At 69.3% G+C, this 16,463-nt stretch carries 15 protein-coding genes; 8 read left to right on the top strand and 7 right to left on the bottom strand.

The genetic code is table 11. The features are described from left to right. The first annotated feature begins 80 nt into the window (after window positions 1–80). Genes SD455_RS11930 through SD455_RS11915 form a run of 4 tightly spaced genes read left to right on the top strand, consistent with a single transcriptional unit; the run spans window position 81 to window position 3,800 of the window. A complete protein-coding gene (locus SD455_RS11930; RefSeq protein WP_445508232.1) occupies window positions 81–710 on the top strand; it encodes a DUF4956 domain-containing protein in 630 nt (209 codons plus the stop codon). After that, window positions 707–1,582 (top strand): polyphosphate polymerase domain-containing protein, encoded by an 876-nt coding sequence (locus SD455_RS11925; RefSeq protein WP_237089905.1) that lies wholly within the window; start codon window positions 707–709, stop codon window positions 1,580–1,582. The genes SD455_RS11930 and SD455_RS11925 overlap by 4 nt, the downstream gene beginning before the upstream one ends. A gap of 9 nt (window positions 1,583–1,591) precedes the next feature. Next, window positions 1,592–2,320: a response regulator transcription factor gene (locus SD455_RS11920; RefSeq protein ID WP_070158859.1), complete on the top strand. Its 729-nt coding sequence runs from the start codon at window positions 1,592–1,594 to the stop codon at window positions 2,318–2,320. Next, on the top strand, window positions 2,313–3,800 hold the full coding sequence (locus SD455_RS11915) for a sensor histidine kinase (protein ID WP_139827558.1): 1,488 nt from the start codon (window positions 2,313–2,315) through the stop codon (window positions 3,798–3,800). Before SD455_RS11920 ends, SD455_RS11915 begins: the two co-directional genes overlap by 8 nt. Here the strand turns inward: SD455_RS11915 and SD455_RS11910 are convergent. The 4 genes from SD455_RS11910 to SD455_RS11895 form a co-directional block, all read right to left on the bottom strand. After that, window positions 3,742–4,560, bottom strand: a complete 819-nt coding sequence (locus SD455_RS11910) for a class I SAM-dependent methyltransferase (protein ID WP_445508231.1) — start codon at window positions 4,558–4,560, stop codon at window positions 3,742–3,744. The two genes, SD455_RS11915 and SD455_RS11910, sit on opposite strands and share 59 nt — an antisense overlap. Continuing rightward, window positions 4,560–6,818: a S9 family peptidase gene (locus tag SD455_RS11905; protein ID WP_070158880.1), complete on the bottom strand. Its 2,259-nt coding sequence runs from the start codon at window positions 6,816–6,818 to the stop codon at window positions 4,560–4,562. Before SD455_RS11905 ends, SD455_RS11910 begins: the two co-directional genes overlap by 1 nt. 40 nt (window positions 6,819–6,858) lie before the next feature. Beyond that, window positions 6,859–7,527 (bottom strand): response regulator transcription factor, encoded by a 669-nt coding sequence (locus SD455_RS11900; RefSeq protein ID WP_445508250.1) that lies wholly within the window; start codon window positions 7,525–7,527, stop codon window positions 6,859–6,861. Between the two features lie 75 nt (window positions 7,528–7,602). Beyond that, window positions 7,603–8,835 (bottom strand): sensor histidine kinase, encoded by a 1,233-nt coding sequence (locus SD455_RS11895; protein WP_445508230.1) that lies wholly within the window; start codon window positions 8,833–8,835, stop codon window positions 7,603–7,605. Between the two features lie 178 nt (window positions 8,836–9,013). On the opposite strand from SD455_RS11895, the gene SD455_RS11890 reads away from it, so the two are divergent. Beyond that, window positions 9,014–9,901 (top strand): hypothetical protein, encoded by an 888-nt coding sequence (locus SD455_RS11890; RefSeq protein WP_445508229.1) that lies wholly within the window; start codon window positions 9,014–9,016, stop codon window positions 9,899–9,901. A 60-nt stretch (window positions 9,902–9,961) separates the two neighbouring features. Here the strand turns inward: SD455_RS11890 and SD455_RS11885 are convergent, their stop codons facing one another. Together SD455_RS11885 and SD455_RS11880 are read right to left on the bottom strand one after the other, a co-directional pair. After that, on the bottom strand, window positions 9,962–11,197 hold the full coding sequence (locus SD455_RS11885) for an Nramp family divalent metal transporter (RefSeq protein WP_445508249.1): 1,236 nt from the start codon (window positions 11,195–11,197) through the stop codon (window positions 9,962–9,964). A 23-nt stretch (window positions 11,198–11,220) separates the two neighbouring features. Beyond that, the gene (locus SD455_RS11880) at window positions 11,221–12,144 is read right to left on the bottom strand and encodes a dihydrodipicolinate synthase family protein (protein ID WP_445508228.1); all 924 of its coding nucleotides are present in this window, start codon (window positions 12,142–12,144) and stop codon (window positions 11,221–11,223) included. A gap of 177 nt (window positions 12,145–12,321) precedes the next feature. Between SD455_RS11880 and SD455_RS11875 the strand changes: the two genes are divergently transcribed. Then, entirely contained in the window at window positions 12,322–13,302 is a 981-nt protein-coding gene (locus SD455_RS11875; protein ID WP_445508227.1) for a LacI family DNA-binding transcriptional regulator, read from the top strand. 33 nt (window positions 13,303–13,335) lie between these two features. Here the strand turns inward: SD455_RS11875 and SD455_RS11870 are convergent, their stop codons facing one another. Next, a complete protein-coding gene (locus SD455_RS11870) occupies window positions 13,336–14,013 on the bottom strand; it encodes a response regulator (RefSeq protein WP_445508226.1) in 678 nt (225 codons plus the stop codon). Between the two features lie 86 nt (window positions 14,014–14,099). Between SD455_RS11870 and SD455_RS11865 the strand changes: the two genes are divergently transcribed. Together SD455_RS11865 and SD455_RS11860 are read left to right on the top strand one after the other, a co-directional pair. Then, window positions 14,100–15,980, top strand: a complete 1,881-nt coding sequence (locus SD455_RS11865) for a sensor histidine kinase (RefSeq protein ID WP_445508225.1) — start codon at window positions 14,100–14,102, stop codon at window positions 15,978–15,980. Between the two features lie 113 nt (window positions 15,981–16,093). Continuing rightward, window positions 16,094–16,463: helix-turn-helix domain-containing protein (locus SD455_RS11860; protein ID WP_445508224.1), on the top strand; the 370-nt coding region annotated here is incomplete at its 3' end.

Raw genomic sequence — 16,463 nt, 5'->3', positions numbered from 1 at the left:
TCGCCGATTCATAGGGCGTTCATAAGATCGTGCCCTTCCATGGGGACTCGACACGTCATCGAGAACCCCAGGAGAACCCCATGGAACACCTCTGGATGGTCATGGTCGACGCCGCAGCGATCCTGCTGCTGACCTTCGGCCTGTACTTCCGCCGTCACCACCGCCGGGACCTGGTCACCGCGTTCGTGGTGGTCAACATCGGCGTCTTCGCCGTCGCCGCGGTGCTGTCCTCCCTGGAGATCGGCATCGGGGTGGGCCTCGGCCTCTTCGGCGTGCTGTCCATCATCCGGCTGCGCTCCTCCGAGATCTCCCAGCATGAGGTGGCCTACTACTTCGCCTCGCTGGCCATCGGCCTGATCGCCGGCTTCGACGGGATCGACCCCGCCCTGGGCGTCGCCCTGATCGCCCTGATCCTGCTGGCCGTGGCCCTGGTGGACTCCTGGAAGGTGCTGGGCCGGTCCCGTCAGCAGACCCTGCGCCTCGACGGCGCGGACCTCGACCTGGACACGGTGCGCGCCCGGCTCGAGCCCCTCATCGGCGCGCCGGTGCGCTCCGTGAGCATCACCCGAGTGGACCTCGTGGACGACACCATGACGGTCAACGTGCGGTGGTCCGATGCGCGCCCCCAGGACCTCCGCACCGAGGCGGACCTGGCGGGTCCGTCCGCGGCAGAGCATCCTGTGGCCGAGGGGCTGGAGCGTCGGGCATGAGCCTGCCCCACGCGACCCCGCCCGGGCGCATGGTCGAGTCCCTCGCGGCCGGATTCGCCCCCATCACGCTGGACCAGCTCAACGCGCAGGCTGCGCTGCAGACCCGCGTGGACCGCAAATACGTGGTCCATGGTCCCCAGGTGGAGGCGCTGCTGCGTCACCTCCAGGAGGACCCAGCCCGGGTCCTGGAGATCTCCGGGGCACGGGCCATGCGGTACCGGTCCCTGTACTTCGACACCCCGGACCGGGTCTCCTACCTGCAGTCCACGCTGCGCCGGCGGCGTCGCTTCAAGCTGCGCACCCGCCAGTATGTGGACACCGGCCAGGCCTACCTGGAGATCAAACGCTCAGGGTCCCGCGGGGAGACGGTCAAGGAACGCACCAGCCACCCCTATGTCCAGCTGGACCGCTTCCGCGGGACCGCCGACGACGACGTCGCCGCCGCCCTGTCCTCCACCGGAGTGGACCCGGCGCGGATCGAGGAGCTGGTGCCGTCGCTGGGCACCGCCTACCGGCGCACCACGGTGCTGCTTCCTGCCGCGGAGCCGGGGGAGCCGCCGTCGCGGATGACGATCGACACCGACCTCCAGTGGACCCGGCATGTCAGCACCGCCGAGGCCGGCTCCACACCCGCACGCAGCGAGTCCCTGACCACCCCGGGCCTCGCCGTCGTCGAGACGAAGTCGGCCTCGGGCGCGGGCCAGGCGGACCGGATCCTGTGGCAGCTGGGCGTGCGGCCGACCCGGCTGTCCAAGTACTGCACCGGCCTGGCGGCGCTGTGCCCGGAGCTTCCGGCGACCCCCTGGAAGCGCACGCTGCGCCGGCACTTCGCCTCGGGGATCCACCATGGTGAGAGCCTGCCCAGCCGGTAGGGTGCTCCCATGGGGAGTCAGGAGCATACGTTGACCCGCCTGGACGGCAGTCCGATCCGGGCGCTGGTGGTGGACGACGACCCGATGCTCAGCGAAGTCCTGGCCATGGCGCTCAGTGCCGAGGGCTGGGAGCCTCACCGGGTGGGCAACGGCCAGGCCGCACTGGCCGCGGTGCGGGAGCTCCGCCCCGACGTCGTCGTGCTGGACGTGATGATGCCCGGCATCGACGGCTTCGAGGTGGTCCGCCGGTTGCGGGCCTCCGGAGAGGATGTGCCGGTGCTGTTCCTCACCGCCAAGGACGACGTCGCCGATCGGATCGCCGGACTGACCTCCGGCGGGGACGACTACGTGACCAAGCCCTTCTCCGTGGAGGAAGTGGTGGTGCGGCTGCGCGGCATGGTGCGCCGGCACGTGCGGCATGTGGCGGAGGAGTCCTCGGTGCTGGTGGTCGGAGACCTCGTCCTGGACGAGGACACCTATGAGGTCACCCGGGCCGGGGCGCCGGTGGAGCTCACCGCCACCGAGTTCTCCCTGCTGCGGTACCTGATGGAGAACCAGCGCAAGGTGCTGTCCAAGGCTCAGATCCTGGACGCGGTGTGGCAGTACGACGTCGGGGGCCGCTCCTCGGTGGTGGAGCTCTACATCTCCTACCTGCGGCGCAAGATCGACGCGCTCGGCCCGCCGATGATCCACACGCTGCGCGGGGTCGGCTATTCGATCAGGGCCGCCGATGAGTGAGCGGACCCTGGCCCGGCTGAGTCGCTGGCCGTTGCGCCGCCAGCTGGTGGCCGGGATCGTGATGCTGCTGGTGGTGGCTACCGTCGTGATCGGGGTGGTGACGGTGGCGGTGCAGCGGCACACCGTGCTGGACCGGGTGGACGACCAGCTCGAGACCGTGCTGGAGGCGCAACGCTCCGCTGTGGAGGACGAGGCCCAGGAGATCCCCCGGATGCGGGCCCGCTCCGTGGTGGTCATCGAGGCCGACGGCGTCGAAGAGGTCGCCGAACTCACCGATGAGTCCGGGGTGGTGTCGCCGCTCTCGGACGCGGAACGGCATCAGCTGCTCGACGGTGCGGGCCGGGAGCCCTACGCCGAGACGGTCCAGCTGAGCGATCACGGCTCCTACCGGGTCACCTCGGCCGCCCTCGACGGCGGCGGACAGGTGGTGGTGGGGCAGTCCCTGTCCGAGGTGGACCAGACCATCCGGGACATGACCCTGTCCTTCACCGTGGTGGGGCTGCTGGGGGTCACCCTGGCGGCCCTGGGCGGGCGCTGGATCATCCGGCTGGGGCTGCGCCCGCTGGAACGGCTGGCCCGCACGGCCTCCCAGGTGTCGCAGACCCCGCTGGCCGAGGGCACCGTCTCCATGCCCAGCCGGGTGCAGGACCAGGACACCTCACCGGGCACCGAGGTGGGGCAGGTGGGTGCGGCGCTGAATCGCATGCTGGACCATGTGGAAGACGCCATCGGCCGGCGGCAGAGCAGCGAGGACCAGCTGCGCCGGTTCATCGCCGACGCCGGCCACGAGCTGCGCACCCCACTGGCGGCGATCAGCGCCCACGCCCAGCTGATGGAGCGCCGCCGGACGGAGATGCCGGAGGAGCTGGGGCATTCCTCCCAGCGGATCCGCTCCGAATCGCAGCGGATGGGGCTGCTGGTGGAGGACCTGCTGCTGCTGGCCCGCCTGGACTCCGGGGTGCCGCTGGCCGAGGAACCCGTGGAACTGGCCCGCATCCTGGTGGACGTCTCCGCGGACGCCCAGCTGACCGCTCCGGGGCATCAGTGGCACATCGACCTGCCCGAGGGCGCTGCGGATCTGACGGTCCGCGGGGACGCCGCCCGGCTGCACCAGGTGGTGTCCAACCTGGTCAACAATGCGAAGGACCACACCCCGGAGGGCACCTCGGTGATCCTGCGCCTGCGTGCGGACCGTGCAGATGCCGTGGAGGTGACCGTCGAGGACGACGGCCCCGGCATCCCGGAGGAGCTGCAGCCCCGCATCTTCGACCGGTTCGTGCGCGGCGACGGCGCTCGCAGCCGCGGCGATGCCGAGGCCGGTCAGGGCAACACCGGCCTGGGGATGGCGATCTGCGCGGCGATCGTCCACGCCCACCGGGGGACTATCCGCTGTGAGTCCCGGCCGGGCCGCACCCGGTTCGTCATTCGGCTGCCTGCGGCTCCTCACTCGGCGGGTCCGGCAGCTTCTGCGCGAGGATGATGATCTCGGGGGAGTCCTCGGCGAGTTCCTCCCGGTCCCAGTCTCCCCAGACCTCGGCGACCACGAAACCGGCCTGCCCCAGGGACTCCACCAGCGTGGCCAGGCTCCGGTAGCGCAGGGTCTCGTGGACCACCAGGTGTCGTCCGTCGGGCAGCACCGTGTGGCCGCGGTGGGTGATCAGCGGGCCGTCGTCGGCGGCGTCAGCCGAGGTCGCATCCACCCCGGCGAGCTCCACCCAGGAGGTGAACTCGCCGCCGTCGGGATGCGGCTGGGTCTCCCGGGTGTGCTCGGCGTCCCAGGCGTCCAGATCCAGGGCCTCCGGGTTCCGGGACTCGAAGGCCAGCCAGCCGCCGTCGGCCAGGTTCCGGTGGGCGTGGGCCAGCACCTCGTCCCAGGCCGCGCGGGGTAGGAAGTACTGGGCTACGTGGCCCTCCATGACGGCGACGTCGGCCGCCGCCGTCGGCAGCTGCTCCGCGGTGCCATGGATCCAGGTGACGGCATCGCCGCCCGGCCGGGTGCGGGCGACCTCGATCATCGCCTCCGAGGGGTCCACTCCGGTGACCTGCAACCCTCGACGAGCCAGCTCCACTCCGAGCACCCCGGTGCCGCAGCCGATGTCGGTGACCCGCCGAGCGTCCTTCTGCTCGATCAGCGCGGTGTAGAACTCGTGGTCCCAGCCGCCGGAGTTCTCGACGTCGTAGACGCGCACCATCTCCGGGTGTTCCGTCCACGGGCCCTCGACGGTGACGGTCTCGCCCATCAGAACCGCCGCTCGGCCGCGCCCAGGTGGTGCGCCAGGAAGGCGTAGTCCCAGGCGCGCTCCTTCCAGGACTCGTAGCGGCCGGAGGCGCCGCCGTGGCCGCCGTCCATCTCGATCTTCAGCACCACCGGCGCCTCGCCCTGCTGATGCTCGCGCAGCCGCTGCACCCATTTGGCGGGCTCCACGTACAGCACCCGGGTGTCATGCAGACTGGTGACCGCGGCGATGGCCGGGTAGCGGGTGTCCCGGACGTTCTCATAGGGGGAGTAGGACTTCATGTAGGCGTAGACCTCGGCGTCCTGGATCGGGTTGCCCCATTCCTCCCACTCCAGGGCGGACAGCGGCAGGTCCGGGTCCAGGATGGAGGTCAGGTTGTCCACGAACGGCACCTGCGCGACGATCGCGGTGTACTTCTCCGGGGCCATGTTCGCGATCGCGCCCATCAGCAGTCCGCCGGCGGATCCGCCGAGGGCCGCGATGCGCGCCGGGTCCGCCCAGTCGGCCTCCACCAGCTGGTCGGTGGCGGAGAGGAAGTCACTGAACGTGTGGGTCTTGGTCAGCTTCTTGCCGTCCTCGTACCACCAGCGTCCCAGCTCCCCGCCGCCGCGCACATGGGCGATGGCGAACACGATCCCACGGTCCAGCAGGGACAGGCGGGGGATCCCGAAGGACGGGTCCATGCTCATCTCATAGGAGCCGTAGCCGTAGACCAGAGTCGGGTTGGTGCCGTCCGGGGCGACGTCGCGGTGGTGCATCACGGTGACCGGGACCTGCACCGGGGAGCCGTCCGGCGCGGTGCCGTCCCCGGGTGCCCAGATCCGGGTGGCGCGGTAGGCAGAGAGGTCGACGTCGTGGACCGGGGTCTCGCGGCGCAGGATCGGGGTGGGCGCAGCGGCGTCCCCGCCGTCGTCGGAGGGGGCGGCATGCGGGATGTCATAGATGCGCGGCGGCGTGAACCAGGAGGTGTACAGCACCCGGAACAGGGGGGCCTCATGCTCGGCGGAGGTCACCGCGCAGGTGAACAGCTCCTCCTCGAACCCCGGCCCGGGAAGCGACGACGTCGGCACCGCCGCGCCGCCGTCGCGGACGTTGCGCAGTGCGTCCAGGGAGAGCAGCTGCACGGACTCCACGGTGTCGCGCCGGGCGCTGACCAGCACCTGGGCGGCCGTGACGGTGACGCCTTCGAGTTTGACGGTGTCCTCGTGAGGGAGCACGGTGGTGCCCAGGTCCAGGGGGTCTTCGGACCGCTGGGCGGCCAGCGCCTCTGCGGTGGTCAGGCTCAGCGCATTGTTCGGGCCCCCGGCATTGTGGGTGACCAGCAGCTTCCGCTCGCCGTCGAGCTCGATCGGGTCCACGCTGTGCAGCAGCCGGCGGTCCGCGGAGATCAGCAGCACCGGCTCGGCGTCGGGGTCGGTGAGGTCCAGCAGGCGGGACTCGTCATACTCGGAATTGCCGGAGAGGATGATCAGCTCGCGCTTGTCCGAGGAGACCCCGAACCCGCTCCAGAGCTGCTCGTCGGTGATCTCCAGCAGCAGCCGATCCTCGGAGGCGTCGGTGCCCAGAGTATGGACGTAGAGACGCCAGGGCCTCCAGGACTCGTCGGCCACCATGTAGTAGGCGCGCGACCCGGTGGGGTCCAGGACGGCGGCGCCGTGGACGTCCTCGACGGTCTCTGGCAGGTTCTCCCCGGTGGTGAGGTCCCGGAAGCGCAGGGTGTGCCGTTCGTCCCCGGTGGTGTCCTCGCAGTAGGCGAGCAGCCGGCCGGACTCGTCGATGCTCATCCCGCCGAGCTGGTAGAAGGCGTGGGGCTTCGCCTCGGCGTTGGTGTCGAAGTAGGTGACCTCACCGTCGAGCGGCTCCCCGGGCTGCACCTCGGGTGGGGTCCAGGCGTCCAGGGATCGGGACTCGGGAGCTTCTGACTCCGGGGCGCTCACCGGCACACGGCAGTAGATCGGGTGCTGCTCGCCCTCGATGGTGCGGGTGAAGTACCAGAACCCGCCGCGCCGGGAGGGCACCGTGAGGTCGGTCTCCACGGTGCGGTGCTTGATCTCGGAGAAGATCGCCTCACGCAGCGGCTCCTGGTCCGCGGTGACGGCGTCGGTGTAGCGGTTCTCCGCGTGCAGGTGCTCCAGGACCTCCTGGGACTCCTTGTCCCGCAGCCACTCATAGGGATCGGTGACAGTGTCCCCGTGGTGGACACGGATGGTGGGGACCTTCTTCGCCTCCGGGGGAGCGGGAATCGTGGTGGTCTCAGACATGGGCACCATTCAACCAGAGGGCGGTGTCACGGCTGTCTCGTCAGGCCCGGCCGTTCAGATCCAGGCGGGCCTGGGCGACGATGACGGCCAGCTGGGCGCTGGTGTCCGCCCCGATCTTGGCCCGCGCGCTGGCCAGGGTGCTCTTGACGGTGCTCGGCGAGATGAACAGCTCACTTGCGATGTCTTCATAGGTGTTGCCGTCACCGATCAGCCGGGCCACGGCGATCTCGCGCTCAGCGAGTCGGCTCACGCGTCGACGGGCCGACTCGCAGACCGGCTCCGTCCGCGGGCCGACGTAGCTGGCGATCAGCCGGGAGGTCATCGCCGGTGAGATCATCGGGTCGCCGTCGTGGGCCATGCGCAGGGCGGTGGCGAGGAATTCGGTAGCGTCCTCCTTCAGGAGGAAGCCGGTGGCCCCGGCGTCGAGGGCGCCATGCAGGTGGGTGTCCGTGCCGAAGGCGGTCACCGCCAGGACGGCGGGCGGGGCCAGCTGCTCGCGGAGCCGGCGGATGGCCTCGACGCCGTCCATGCCTGCACCCAGGTGCAGGTCCATCACGACGACGTCGGGCCGGTGGGTGCGGACGGCGTCGATCGCCTCGGCACCCGACGGGGCGGTGGCGACGACGGCGATGTCCTCCTCGCCGCTCAGGATGTTCTGCAACGAGCCCAGGACCAGGGCGTCGTCGTCGACCATCACCACAGAGAGCATCACGCGGGAAGTCTACCAACTGGGGGCTGACGCGACGGGGGAGCCCCAGGTCAGAGGCGGGGGACGGGCCGCGGCTCAGCCGGGCGGCTCGGCGGCCTCGGGCGGAGGCCAGGGCAGCCGGACGGTGAGGATGAAGCGGCCCTCGTGCTGATGAGTCTCCACTGTGCCGCCGAGCGCCCGGGCCCGTTCCTCCAGGCCGACCAGACCCGTGCCGGAGCCGGCGGTGAAGCGGGGATGCTCGGGGAGCCGGTTGGTGACCCGCAGATCGATCCCCTGGCCCTCGCCGCCGGTCAGGCTGATCTCCGCGGTGCGGTCGCTGCTGTGCCGCAGCACGTTGGTCAGGGCTTCCTGGAGGATGCGGCGGACCGCGTGCTGCAGGGCGTCAGGGGCTGAGGAGAAGCCGTCGACGAGCACGAAGGGACGCACGTCCACGCCGCCGGCCGCGGCCTCGGCGAACAGGGCCTGCAGGTCGGTGACCCCGCGCGGGGAGGGTGCCGGGGCGGCGTCGCTGGCGTCGCCTTCACGCAGGGAGGTCAGCAGGGTGCGCAGATTGGTCAGTGCCCGGTCCGCATAGTGCCGGGTGGTGCGCAGCTCGTCACCGAGGCGTGGGTCACCGGAGTGCTGCGCGGCCTTCTCCAGCCCGCCCACGTGCAGGGAGAGCCCGGAGAGGTCGGAGGCCAACGTGTCGTGGACCTCCCGGGCCAGGATCTGCCGCTCCTGCTGACGGGTCAGCTGCTCGGTGAGCGCCTCGTTGCTGTGCTCGGCGGCGCGGGCGTGGGCCTCGGCGGTGCGGGCGGACCGGCGCTGCCGCACGCCCAGGGAGATCCCCAGCACCAGGCCCAGGCACAGGACCGTGACGACCGCGACCAGGATCTGCCCGGTGCGCTGGTAGTCCGGATCCGGCCAGCCGGTGAGGGCGTACAGATGCAGGCCCGTGCAGATCAGGATGACGGCGAATCCGGCGGCGGCGACCGCCCAGTGCCAGCGACGCTCGGCCCGGACCACCCACACGGTCAGCCCCACGGCCAGGACGAAGGGGTCCAGGCGCAGCAGCAGTGCGACGACGGTGCCGGCGATCATCGGCACCAGCGGAGCGCGCCGGTAGAAAGGCAGTGTGAGCAGGGCCAGCATCGCCGCCCCGATCATGATGGCGCCGAGAGTGGTCGGTTCGTCCGTCGCCGGGTCGATGTACCCCGGGTTCGTCATCGCCGTCGACACCGTCACCAGGAGCCCGGTGCTCATCATCACCAGCACGACGATGCCGGAGAGGATGACGCGCACGGCCCGGGGCCACGATCGGGGGAACATGCCGTCAGTGTACTGAGGCGCTCTGACATGCGGACACGGCGGATCGGGCACCCCGATGTGCCCGATCGGGCAGTGCGGTCTGCCTGATCAGCGGTGCCGAGGCGGTGCGGATTTCGACAGGCTCGAATCAGCACATCGTGCAGCACTCGCAGACTGATGAAGAAAGCAGGTTTGAGCCATGACTTCCACCTATCCCGGGCCCGTCGCCGTCGAGGCGGCGCCGAGCCGGAACGTCCTCGGGATCATCGCCCTGATCACCGCGATCCTCGGCACGATCTTCGCCTGCGTGCCGGGCGCGCTGATCCTGGGATGGGTGCTGCTGCCCATCGCCTTCGTCCTGGCGCTGGTGTCCCTGTTCCTGAAGGGGAAGAAGCGCGGAGCCGGGATCGCCGGGCTGATCGTCTCCGTGGTGGGCACCGTCATCGGCGTCATCGTGTTCTTCGCCGTGGTGGCCGACGCCTTCGACGACGCCTTCAGCGACGAGACCACCGTCTCCGCGCCTGAGGAGGATGAGGGCGGCGACGACGAGGACGCCTCTGGGGCCGAGGACGAGGCGGCCACTGAGGAGGAGGCCGACGTCGCCGCGTCGTCTGATGACGACGAGGCCCCCGCTGAAGGGACGGACGCCGACGCCGAGCAGGGCACCCGCCCGAACCCCTACCCGCTGGGCTCGGAGATCACCACCTCTGACTGGACGGTGACGGTCAACAGCGTGGACCTGGACGCCACTGACGCCGTCCTGGCGGAGAACCCTTTCAACGAGGACCCGGAGGAGGGCCACGCCTACATCCTGGTGGACCTCAGCGTCCAGTACATCGGTGATGACCCCGCCGGGGACACCCCGATGGTCAGCGTCGACTATGTCTCCGCGGAGGGGAACACCTTCCGGGCCTCAGACATGCTCACGGTCGCGCCGGACAGCTTCGACTCCATGAGCACCCTGTATGAGGGCGCCACGACCACCGGCAACATCGCGATCCACGTCCCGGCCGACGGCGTGGAGGACGGCGTGCTGAAGGTGTCACCGGGATTCTTCGCCGACGACGTGTTCGTGGCGGTGGACTGAGAAACTGAGACAGGAGGGGCGGACGCCGAATACGGCGCCCGCCCCTCCGGCGAAGCGGAGTCAGCTGAACCAGGACAGGACCAGCCGCCCGCTCATCGCGAGGAGCACCAGAATCCCCACCACACCGGCTGACTTCATTGCGACACCATTGACGAGCCTCCCCATCAGGGCCCGACGACTGGCGAGCAGCACGACGACCAGCCCTACATAGGGCGCCACGAGAACGATCAGGGCCTGCGCCGTGACAATCAGCTGGATGGGGTTCCCGCCGGCCACAATCATCACTGTCGCGCCGAAGATCAATGGGATCAGGATGAAGGTCTTCACCGGAGCCGAGGCGAGTTTGTCTCCCAGCCCCAACGCGTCAGAGAGCACAGTGCCGCTGGCCACAGCATTCGCCGTCATGGATGAGAAGGCCGCGGCGAAGAACCCGAGGGAGAACAGCGTCGAGGCGATCGGCCCGGCCACCGGCTCAAGTGCCTGGCCCAGCTCCTGCAGGGTGTTGGCTTCCAACCCATGGCGCGACGTGGCCACGGCGGCGACGATCACGAATACGGCCATCAGCCCTGGTGCCGCGATGCCTGGTACGGTGTCCCGCCAGCGCACCTCGCGGAACTGCTGTTCCGTCAGCTTGCGCTCGCGGATCGCGTAGCTGACGTAGAACGCGGCATTGATGGAGAAGTTAGTCCCCACCAGGGCGACCACCAGCAGCTCAGCTCCAGCTGGAACTGTCGGCAGGACCAGGCCCGTCGCGACTGAGCTCCAGGCTGGGTCGGTCATCAATGCGCTGATGACGAATCCGAGTGCCATCACCGCAACCATGGCGATCAGCAGGCGTTCGATGATGCGATAGACGTTCTTGGCGAAGACCACGAACGCGACCGCCGCCGAGGCGATGATCGTCCAGACCATCGGCGGACCGCCGAAAAGTCCTGCCAGGCCCAGTCCGGTGCCGACGGCGTTGCCGACGCTGAAGATCAGGGTGATGAGGAAGACTCCGACGCCGGAAAGGGCACCCCACGCAGTGCCGAAGGTGTCCTTTGCTGTCTGGATGATCGAGGTCCCGCTCCGCAGCCCGATCCGTGCGCTCATGTCAGTGAACACGATGGCGAGGACGGTGGACAGGACGATGACCCACAGCAGGTGATAGCCGAACTGGTTCCCAGCCTGCACCGCCGTGGTCAGGGCCCCGGGGCCGAACTGCCAGGCCCCGGCGATGAAGGCCGGTCCCATGATGGCCAGGCTCGTGATGACCCGCCGCGGCCATGTTGGCCGTTCAGACGTTCCGCGGCTCATAGCGCTGGTCACCGCCTTGTCACTCATGTCAGCTCCGCGGCCCTCAACGCCTCGGCGATCTCGGCGCGGGCCTGGTCCGGGAGATCCAGCAGGGGACTCCGGACCGCGGCCCGGGGGATGATGCCCCGTTCCACGAGACCGAGCTTCAGAGCCACCGTTCCCTCCATGTGAGAGCCGCGGTGGTACACGTTCTTCGTCACCGGGAGGAGCCTGTCGTGGATGGCGCGGGCTGCGGGGTAGTCCTTTGCCTTGCCCGCCCGGATGAGCTCGATCAACGGTTCCGGGGCGAGCCCTCCATAGCCCACCAGTGCGCCGTCGACGTCGAACATTGTATGGAGCAGGTACTCATCGTGGCAGGTGAGGATCTGCAGGTCAGGATTCTCCGCCCGAAGGACCGGGATCTCGGTGTCCCAACGGCGCATGTTGCGGACGCCGTTCTTCGTGGCGATGACGCCGGGCTGAGCCGCGATCTCCAACTGGGTGTCGAGATTGTAGGTGGCCTTGGTGACGTCGGGGTACTGGAAGAGGATCGACTGCAGTCCGGAGGCCTCGTAGATCGCACGGTAGCGCTCCTGCGGCGCACCGTCCTGATATCCGAAGCGCAGCCACCCGTGGGAGGGGTAGACGAGCGCGCCGGTCGCTCCAGCTTCGGCGGCGCGGACTGCCTCCTCGGCTGCGACCTGGGTCCCCTCGCCGGTGATCCCGGCGATGATCGGGATACGCCCGTCAACGGCTTCGACCAGGGTCCTGATCAGGTCGGTCTGCTCCTGGGCGGTGAGGAACGTCCCCTCACCTGCATGGCCGAGACACACCAGTGACTTCACCTCGTCGAATGAGGCCAGCCACTGGGCGTACTTGGCGTTCGCCGCGTGGTCGACGTCGCCGTCCTCGCCGAACACGGTCACGGGTGCGGGGTTGAGGCCCCTGAGATCCATCGTCTCCATCATTGCGTCACTCCTAGAATCGATTGCGGGAACGTTCCCACTATGACGGGAGTCACAGTTGGCGTCAAGGGGCTCGGTCGCAGAATCTTCGGCGTCTTGCCTCTAGAGTGGTCGACAGCGGGAGGTGGCGAGCACATGGAGCAGCAGAGCGGCAGAGGCCGTAGGGTCACAATCTTGGACGTGGCGCGCGCCGCCGGGGTCAGCAAGTCGACTGTGTCGCGCATACTCGACGACCGGCTTCCCCATTCGGGCTCTCCGAATGCCCAGAAGGTGAGACGCATTGCGGAAGAACTGGGCTACACCCGTGACGTCTTCGCCTCTGGTCTGCGTCAGGGGCGGACCAACACCGTCGGCGTCATCGTTCCCCGGCTCACCGACACGGCCATGGCGGTGTTTTTCGAAGCGATCTCCCATGCCAGCGACCGCAGGGGCAGGCTGGCCGTCGTGGCCACCACGGATCATGAGCCGGACGGGGCCAGACGTGCCGTGCAGAATCTGGTCAAGCGGCGCGTCGACGGGATCATCTTCGCCGCGGACCGGCGCGACGACCCCGCGCACAGCTGGCTGGAAGAATCTGAGGTGCCGTACGTGCTGGCACTTCGCAGTGAAGGAGACGGGGATGCTGCAGTCGGCGACGACGTGCTGGGCGGATACCTCGCCACCCGACACCTGCTGGATCTGGGACACAGCTCCATCGCTCTGCTGACCGGCCCAGAGTTCGCCTCCAACGCCCGGCTCCGCCAGCAGGGATTTCGTGAAGCCATGGAAGAGCAGGGTGCGGAGATCGACCCCGTGCTGGTGAGGACCACTGACTTCACAATGGACTCCGCCGCGGAAGCGGTCCACGAGATGCTGGACGCTGGACACGGGTTCTCGGCCCTCTTTGCCGCGACCGACAATCTTGCTATCGGTGCCATGTCTGCTTTGTCGCGACGGGGGTTGACTGTGCCCGACGACGTGTCCGTGGTCGGTTACAACGACATCCCGCTCAGCGCGCATCTCCCGATTCCGTTGACGAGCGTGAGAGTCCCCTTTGAAGAGATCGCAGCCAATGCCCTGGAGCTGCTGGAGGCAAAGATCGATCACCGTGAGGTGGCCAGGGGTGTGAAGGTTTCGACGCCGAGCCTCATCCCCCGGCGGTCCACTCGCCGCGTCCCATGACGTGACTCGGCGACGGCTGCGGATCTGACGAGCCTATTCCCCCGCCCGCACCAGTCCGGACTCATACGCCGTCACCACGATCTGCGCCCGGTCGCGCAGGCCCAGCTTGGTGAGGATCCGCGAGACGTGGGTCTTCACGGTCTGCTCGGCCAGGTGCAGCTCGGCGGCGATCTCCGCGTTCGCCAGGCCTCGGGCCACCTGCGTCATCACCTCCCGCTCCCGGTCGGTGAGTTCGGCCAGCAGGTGGGTCCGGGGCCGCGACGTGGGGCGGGAGGCGTAGTCGGCGATCAGGGTGCGGGTCACCTTGGGGGAGAGCAGCGCCTCACCTTCGGCCACCACGCGGACCGCGTGCACCAGCTCCTCCGGGGTCGCGTCCTTGAGCAGGAAGCCGCTGGCCCCGGCGCGCAGCGCGTCGAAGACGTACTCGTCGGCGTCGAAGGTGGTCAGCATGAGGATCCGCGGCGGGGTGCCCGGCATCTGGGCGATCTGCTTCGTGGCGTCCAGACCGTTGACCACAGGCATGCGGATGTCCATCAGCACCACATCCGGCCGGGTCCGTCGCACGACGTCGACGATCCCGTCCCCGTCCTCGGCGGTCCCGACGACGGCCAGGTCCTGCTGGGCGTCGAGCAGTGCGGCGAAGCCGGCGCGGATCATCGACTGGTCGTCCACGATCAGCACACGAACCGCGGCGGAGGGGGTCTCAGGCATGGCCCCACGGTACCCCTCCGGTATGCCCCGCACATCGCTCTGTGGTGTGATGTGACCATCACAGCTCCTCGTCAAGGATCGATGTCATGATCCGCCGCCTGCTGCGCGACTGCGCCTATGTGCTGCCCGGACTGCCCATCGCGGTCTTCGGGTTCAGCCTGCTGGTCACGCTGACCGCCGCCGCCATCGTCACCGCCCCGCTCTGGATCGGGGCGCTGCTGCTGCCGGCCACCCTGACTGTGGCCTCCGGCTTCGCGGAGCTCTCCCGCCGGCGGCTGCGTCTGTGGGGCGCGGTCCCGGAGCCTGTGGTGTACCGGAGGCGGGGGGCCGGTGTCGCCGGGGTGATGCGCCTGCTGGGCGACCCGCGGCGCTGGCTGGATCTCATCTTCGAGGCGATCATCGCCCTTCCGGTCCGGCTGGTGACGTTCGTGATCGCGGTGCTGTGGATCGCCCTGGGGCCGGCCGCCATCACCTACTTCTTCTGGTCCCGCTTCATCCCGGGGGAGCGCGGCCTGATCCAGCTGCTGGACCTGATCGCCCCCGCGCTGGTGCCTGCCACCGACACCGGCCGGTACCTGCTGGACTCCGGCGTGTTCTTCACCGTAGGTGTGATCGTCCTGGTCACCCTGCCGGCCGTGATGCACGGCCTGGCGTGGATGGACGCGCTGCTGGCCACAAGCCTGCTCGGCTCCGGCGGCCGGGGCAGGCTTCCCGACGGAGGCATTGTCGCCCCAGGGATCGAGCCGGCGGTCGATCCTGTCGTCGGGCCCGAGGCCGCCTCCGGTGCCCCGGCGGAGCGGGCTTCCGGAGCGTCCTTCAGCGCCCAGGCGTGGTCCTGGATGGGGGCGGTGTTCGCCGCCGTCGTGCTGCTGGCCGTGGGCTGGCCGGTCACCGCCGCCGTCTATGAGGTCAATGTGGCGATCGCCATGATTCTCACTGTGGCGCACAGCGGCGCCCTGGTGCTCACACTGCGTCACTCCTGGTCCGGCATCGGTCTCTCCGTCGTGGCTTCGGCAGCCATGATGGGGGCCACCGCCGAGTCCGAGGTGAGCGTCTGGCCCTGGCCGGTGACCGCGATGCTCGCCCAGTGCGGGGTGCTGCTGGTCGCAGCACTGCGTCAGCGCTGGTATGTGGCGGCCAGCGGCTGGGCGGCCAGTGCGCTGCTGACCGGCGCTGCCGTGGTCGCGACCGCCCCTGAGGTGCCGGGCGGGGTGCTCTCTACGGCGATCGTCTTCGCCTCGGTCAGTGCAGGAGTGGTGCTGCTCGGAGCACTGACCCGTCAGTGGATCCTCAACGCCGGGCGCCTGCAGGCCTCCGAGCAGGCCAGCGCCCAGCAGACCCGGCGCCGCCGTGAGCTGGAGGAGCGCAACCGCATCGCCCGGGAGCTGCATGACGTCGTGGCGCACAGCATGTCGGTGATCAGCGTCCAGTCCGCCACGGCTGCGTATCGCGTCCCCGACATCGGGAAGGAGGCACAGCGAGAGTTCGAGGAGATCGCGCGTTCCTCCCGGCAGGCGCTGGGGGAGATGCGGATGCTGCTGGGCATCCTGCGCGGCGACGACGACGTCCCCACTGCGCCGACGCCCGGGCTCGGGGACATCGAGCAGTTGGTGGAGGACACCCGCGCCTCGGGCGTGACGATCCACGTCGACGGGTTCGCCGAGCTGCCTGAGGTCCCCTCCGCCGCTGGGCTGGCCGCCTACCGGCTGGTACAGGAGGCGCTGAGCAACGCCCTGCGCCATGCGCCCGGCTCAACGGTGGCGGTCACGGCATCGGTGGAGGCGGGAGAGCTGCAGCTGACCGTGAGCAACACCGCCCCGCCGGCGAGCGACGCCGCACCGTCTCCGGGCGCCGGGCTGGGGCTCGAGGGCATCGAGGAACGGGTCAGTGCGGTGGGCGGCGTCGTCGAGTCGGGCCCGACGCCGGAGGGCGGGTTCTGTGTGGAGGCGCGCCTGCCGCTGGAGTGATGGCGCTGTTTCTGGGATGCACGGGCCGTTCCAGTGGCATGCCGGGTGCCTGCGCTGCCGAAGAGTCATTCTCCCGTGCATCTCTCCCCAAATGACGCGGGCGGGGTCTATCGGTGGTTGCACCGGCCTGTTCATCAGGAGCCGCAGTGGAGCCCACTGAACCTAGTCCTCGAGTCTTTCGTCATGGCGATGATGTCTTCGACAGAGTCATCGCTCTGCTCAAGCAGGGCATGAGCCTCCGTTGTGCGGCGGTTGCATGCGGGGTCTCACTTTCGACCGTGAAGCGTTGGGTACGGAAATCCCGTACTGGAGATCGGCATGGACCCCATGGCGCACCCCGACATCCCGGTCGGGAACAGTTTCATCAGCTGCGCCAACAAGGCCGCTCTGTACGTGCAGCGGCGATAGCTGTGGGAGCCTCTGCGACCAGCGGGTACACCTGGGATCGAGAGATCCGTGGTGGCGCCGGCGCGCTGCCCGCCC

Source organism: Nesterenkonia sp. K-15-9-6, assembly GCF_052656005.1.
Note: the sequence above shows the minus strand (reverse complement) of the source record. Positions and strands in the feature narration are given on the sequence as shown.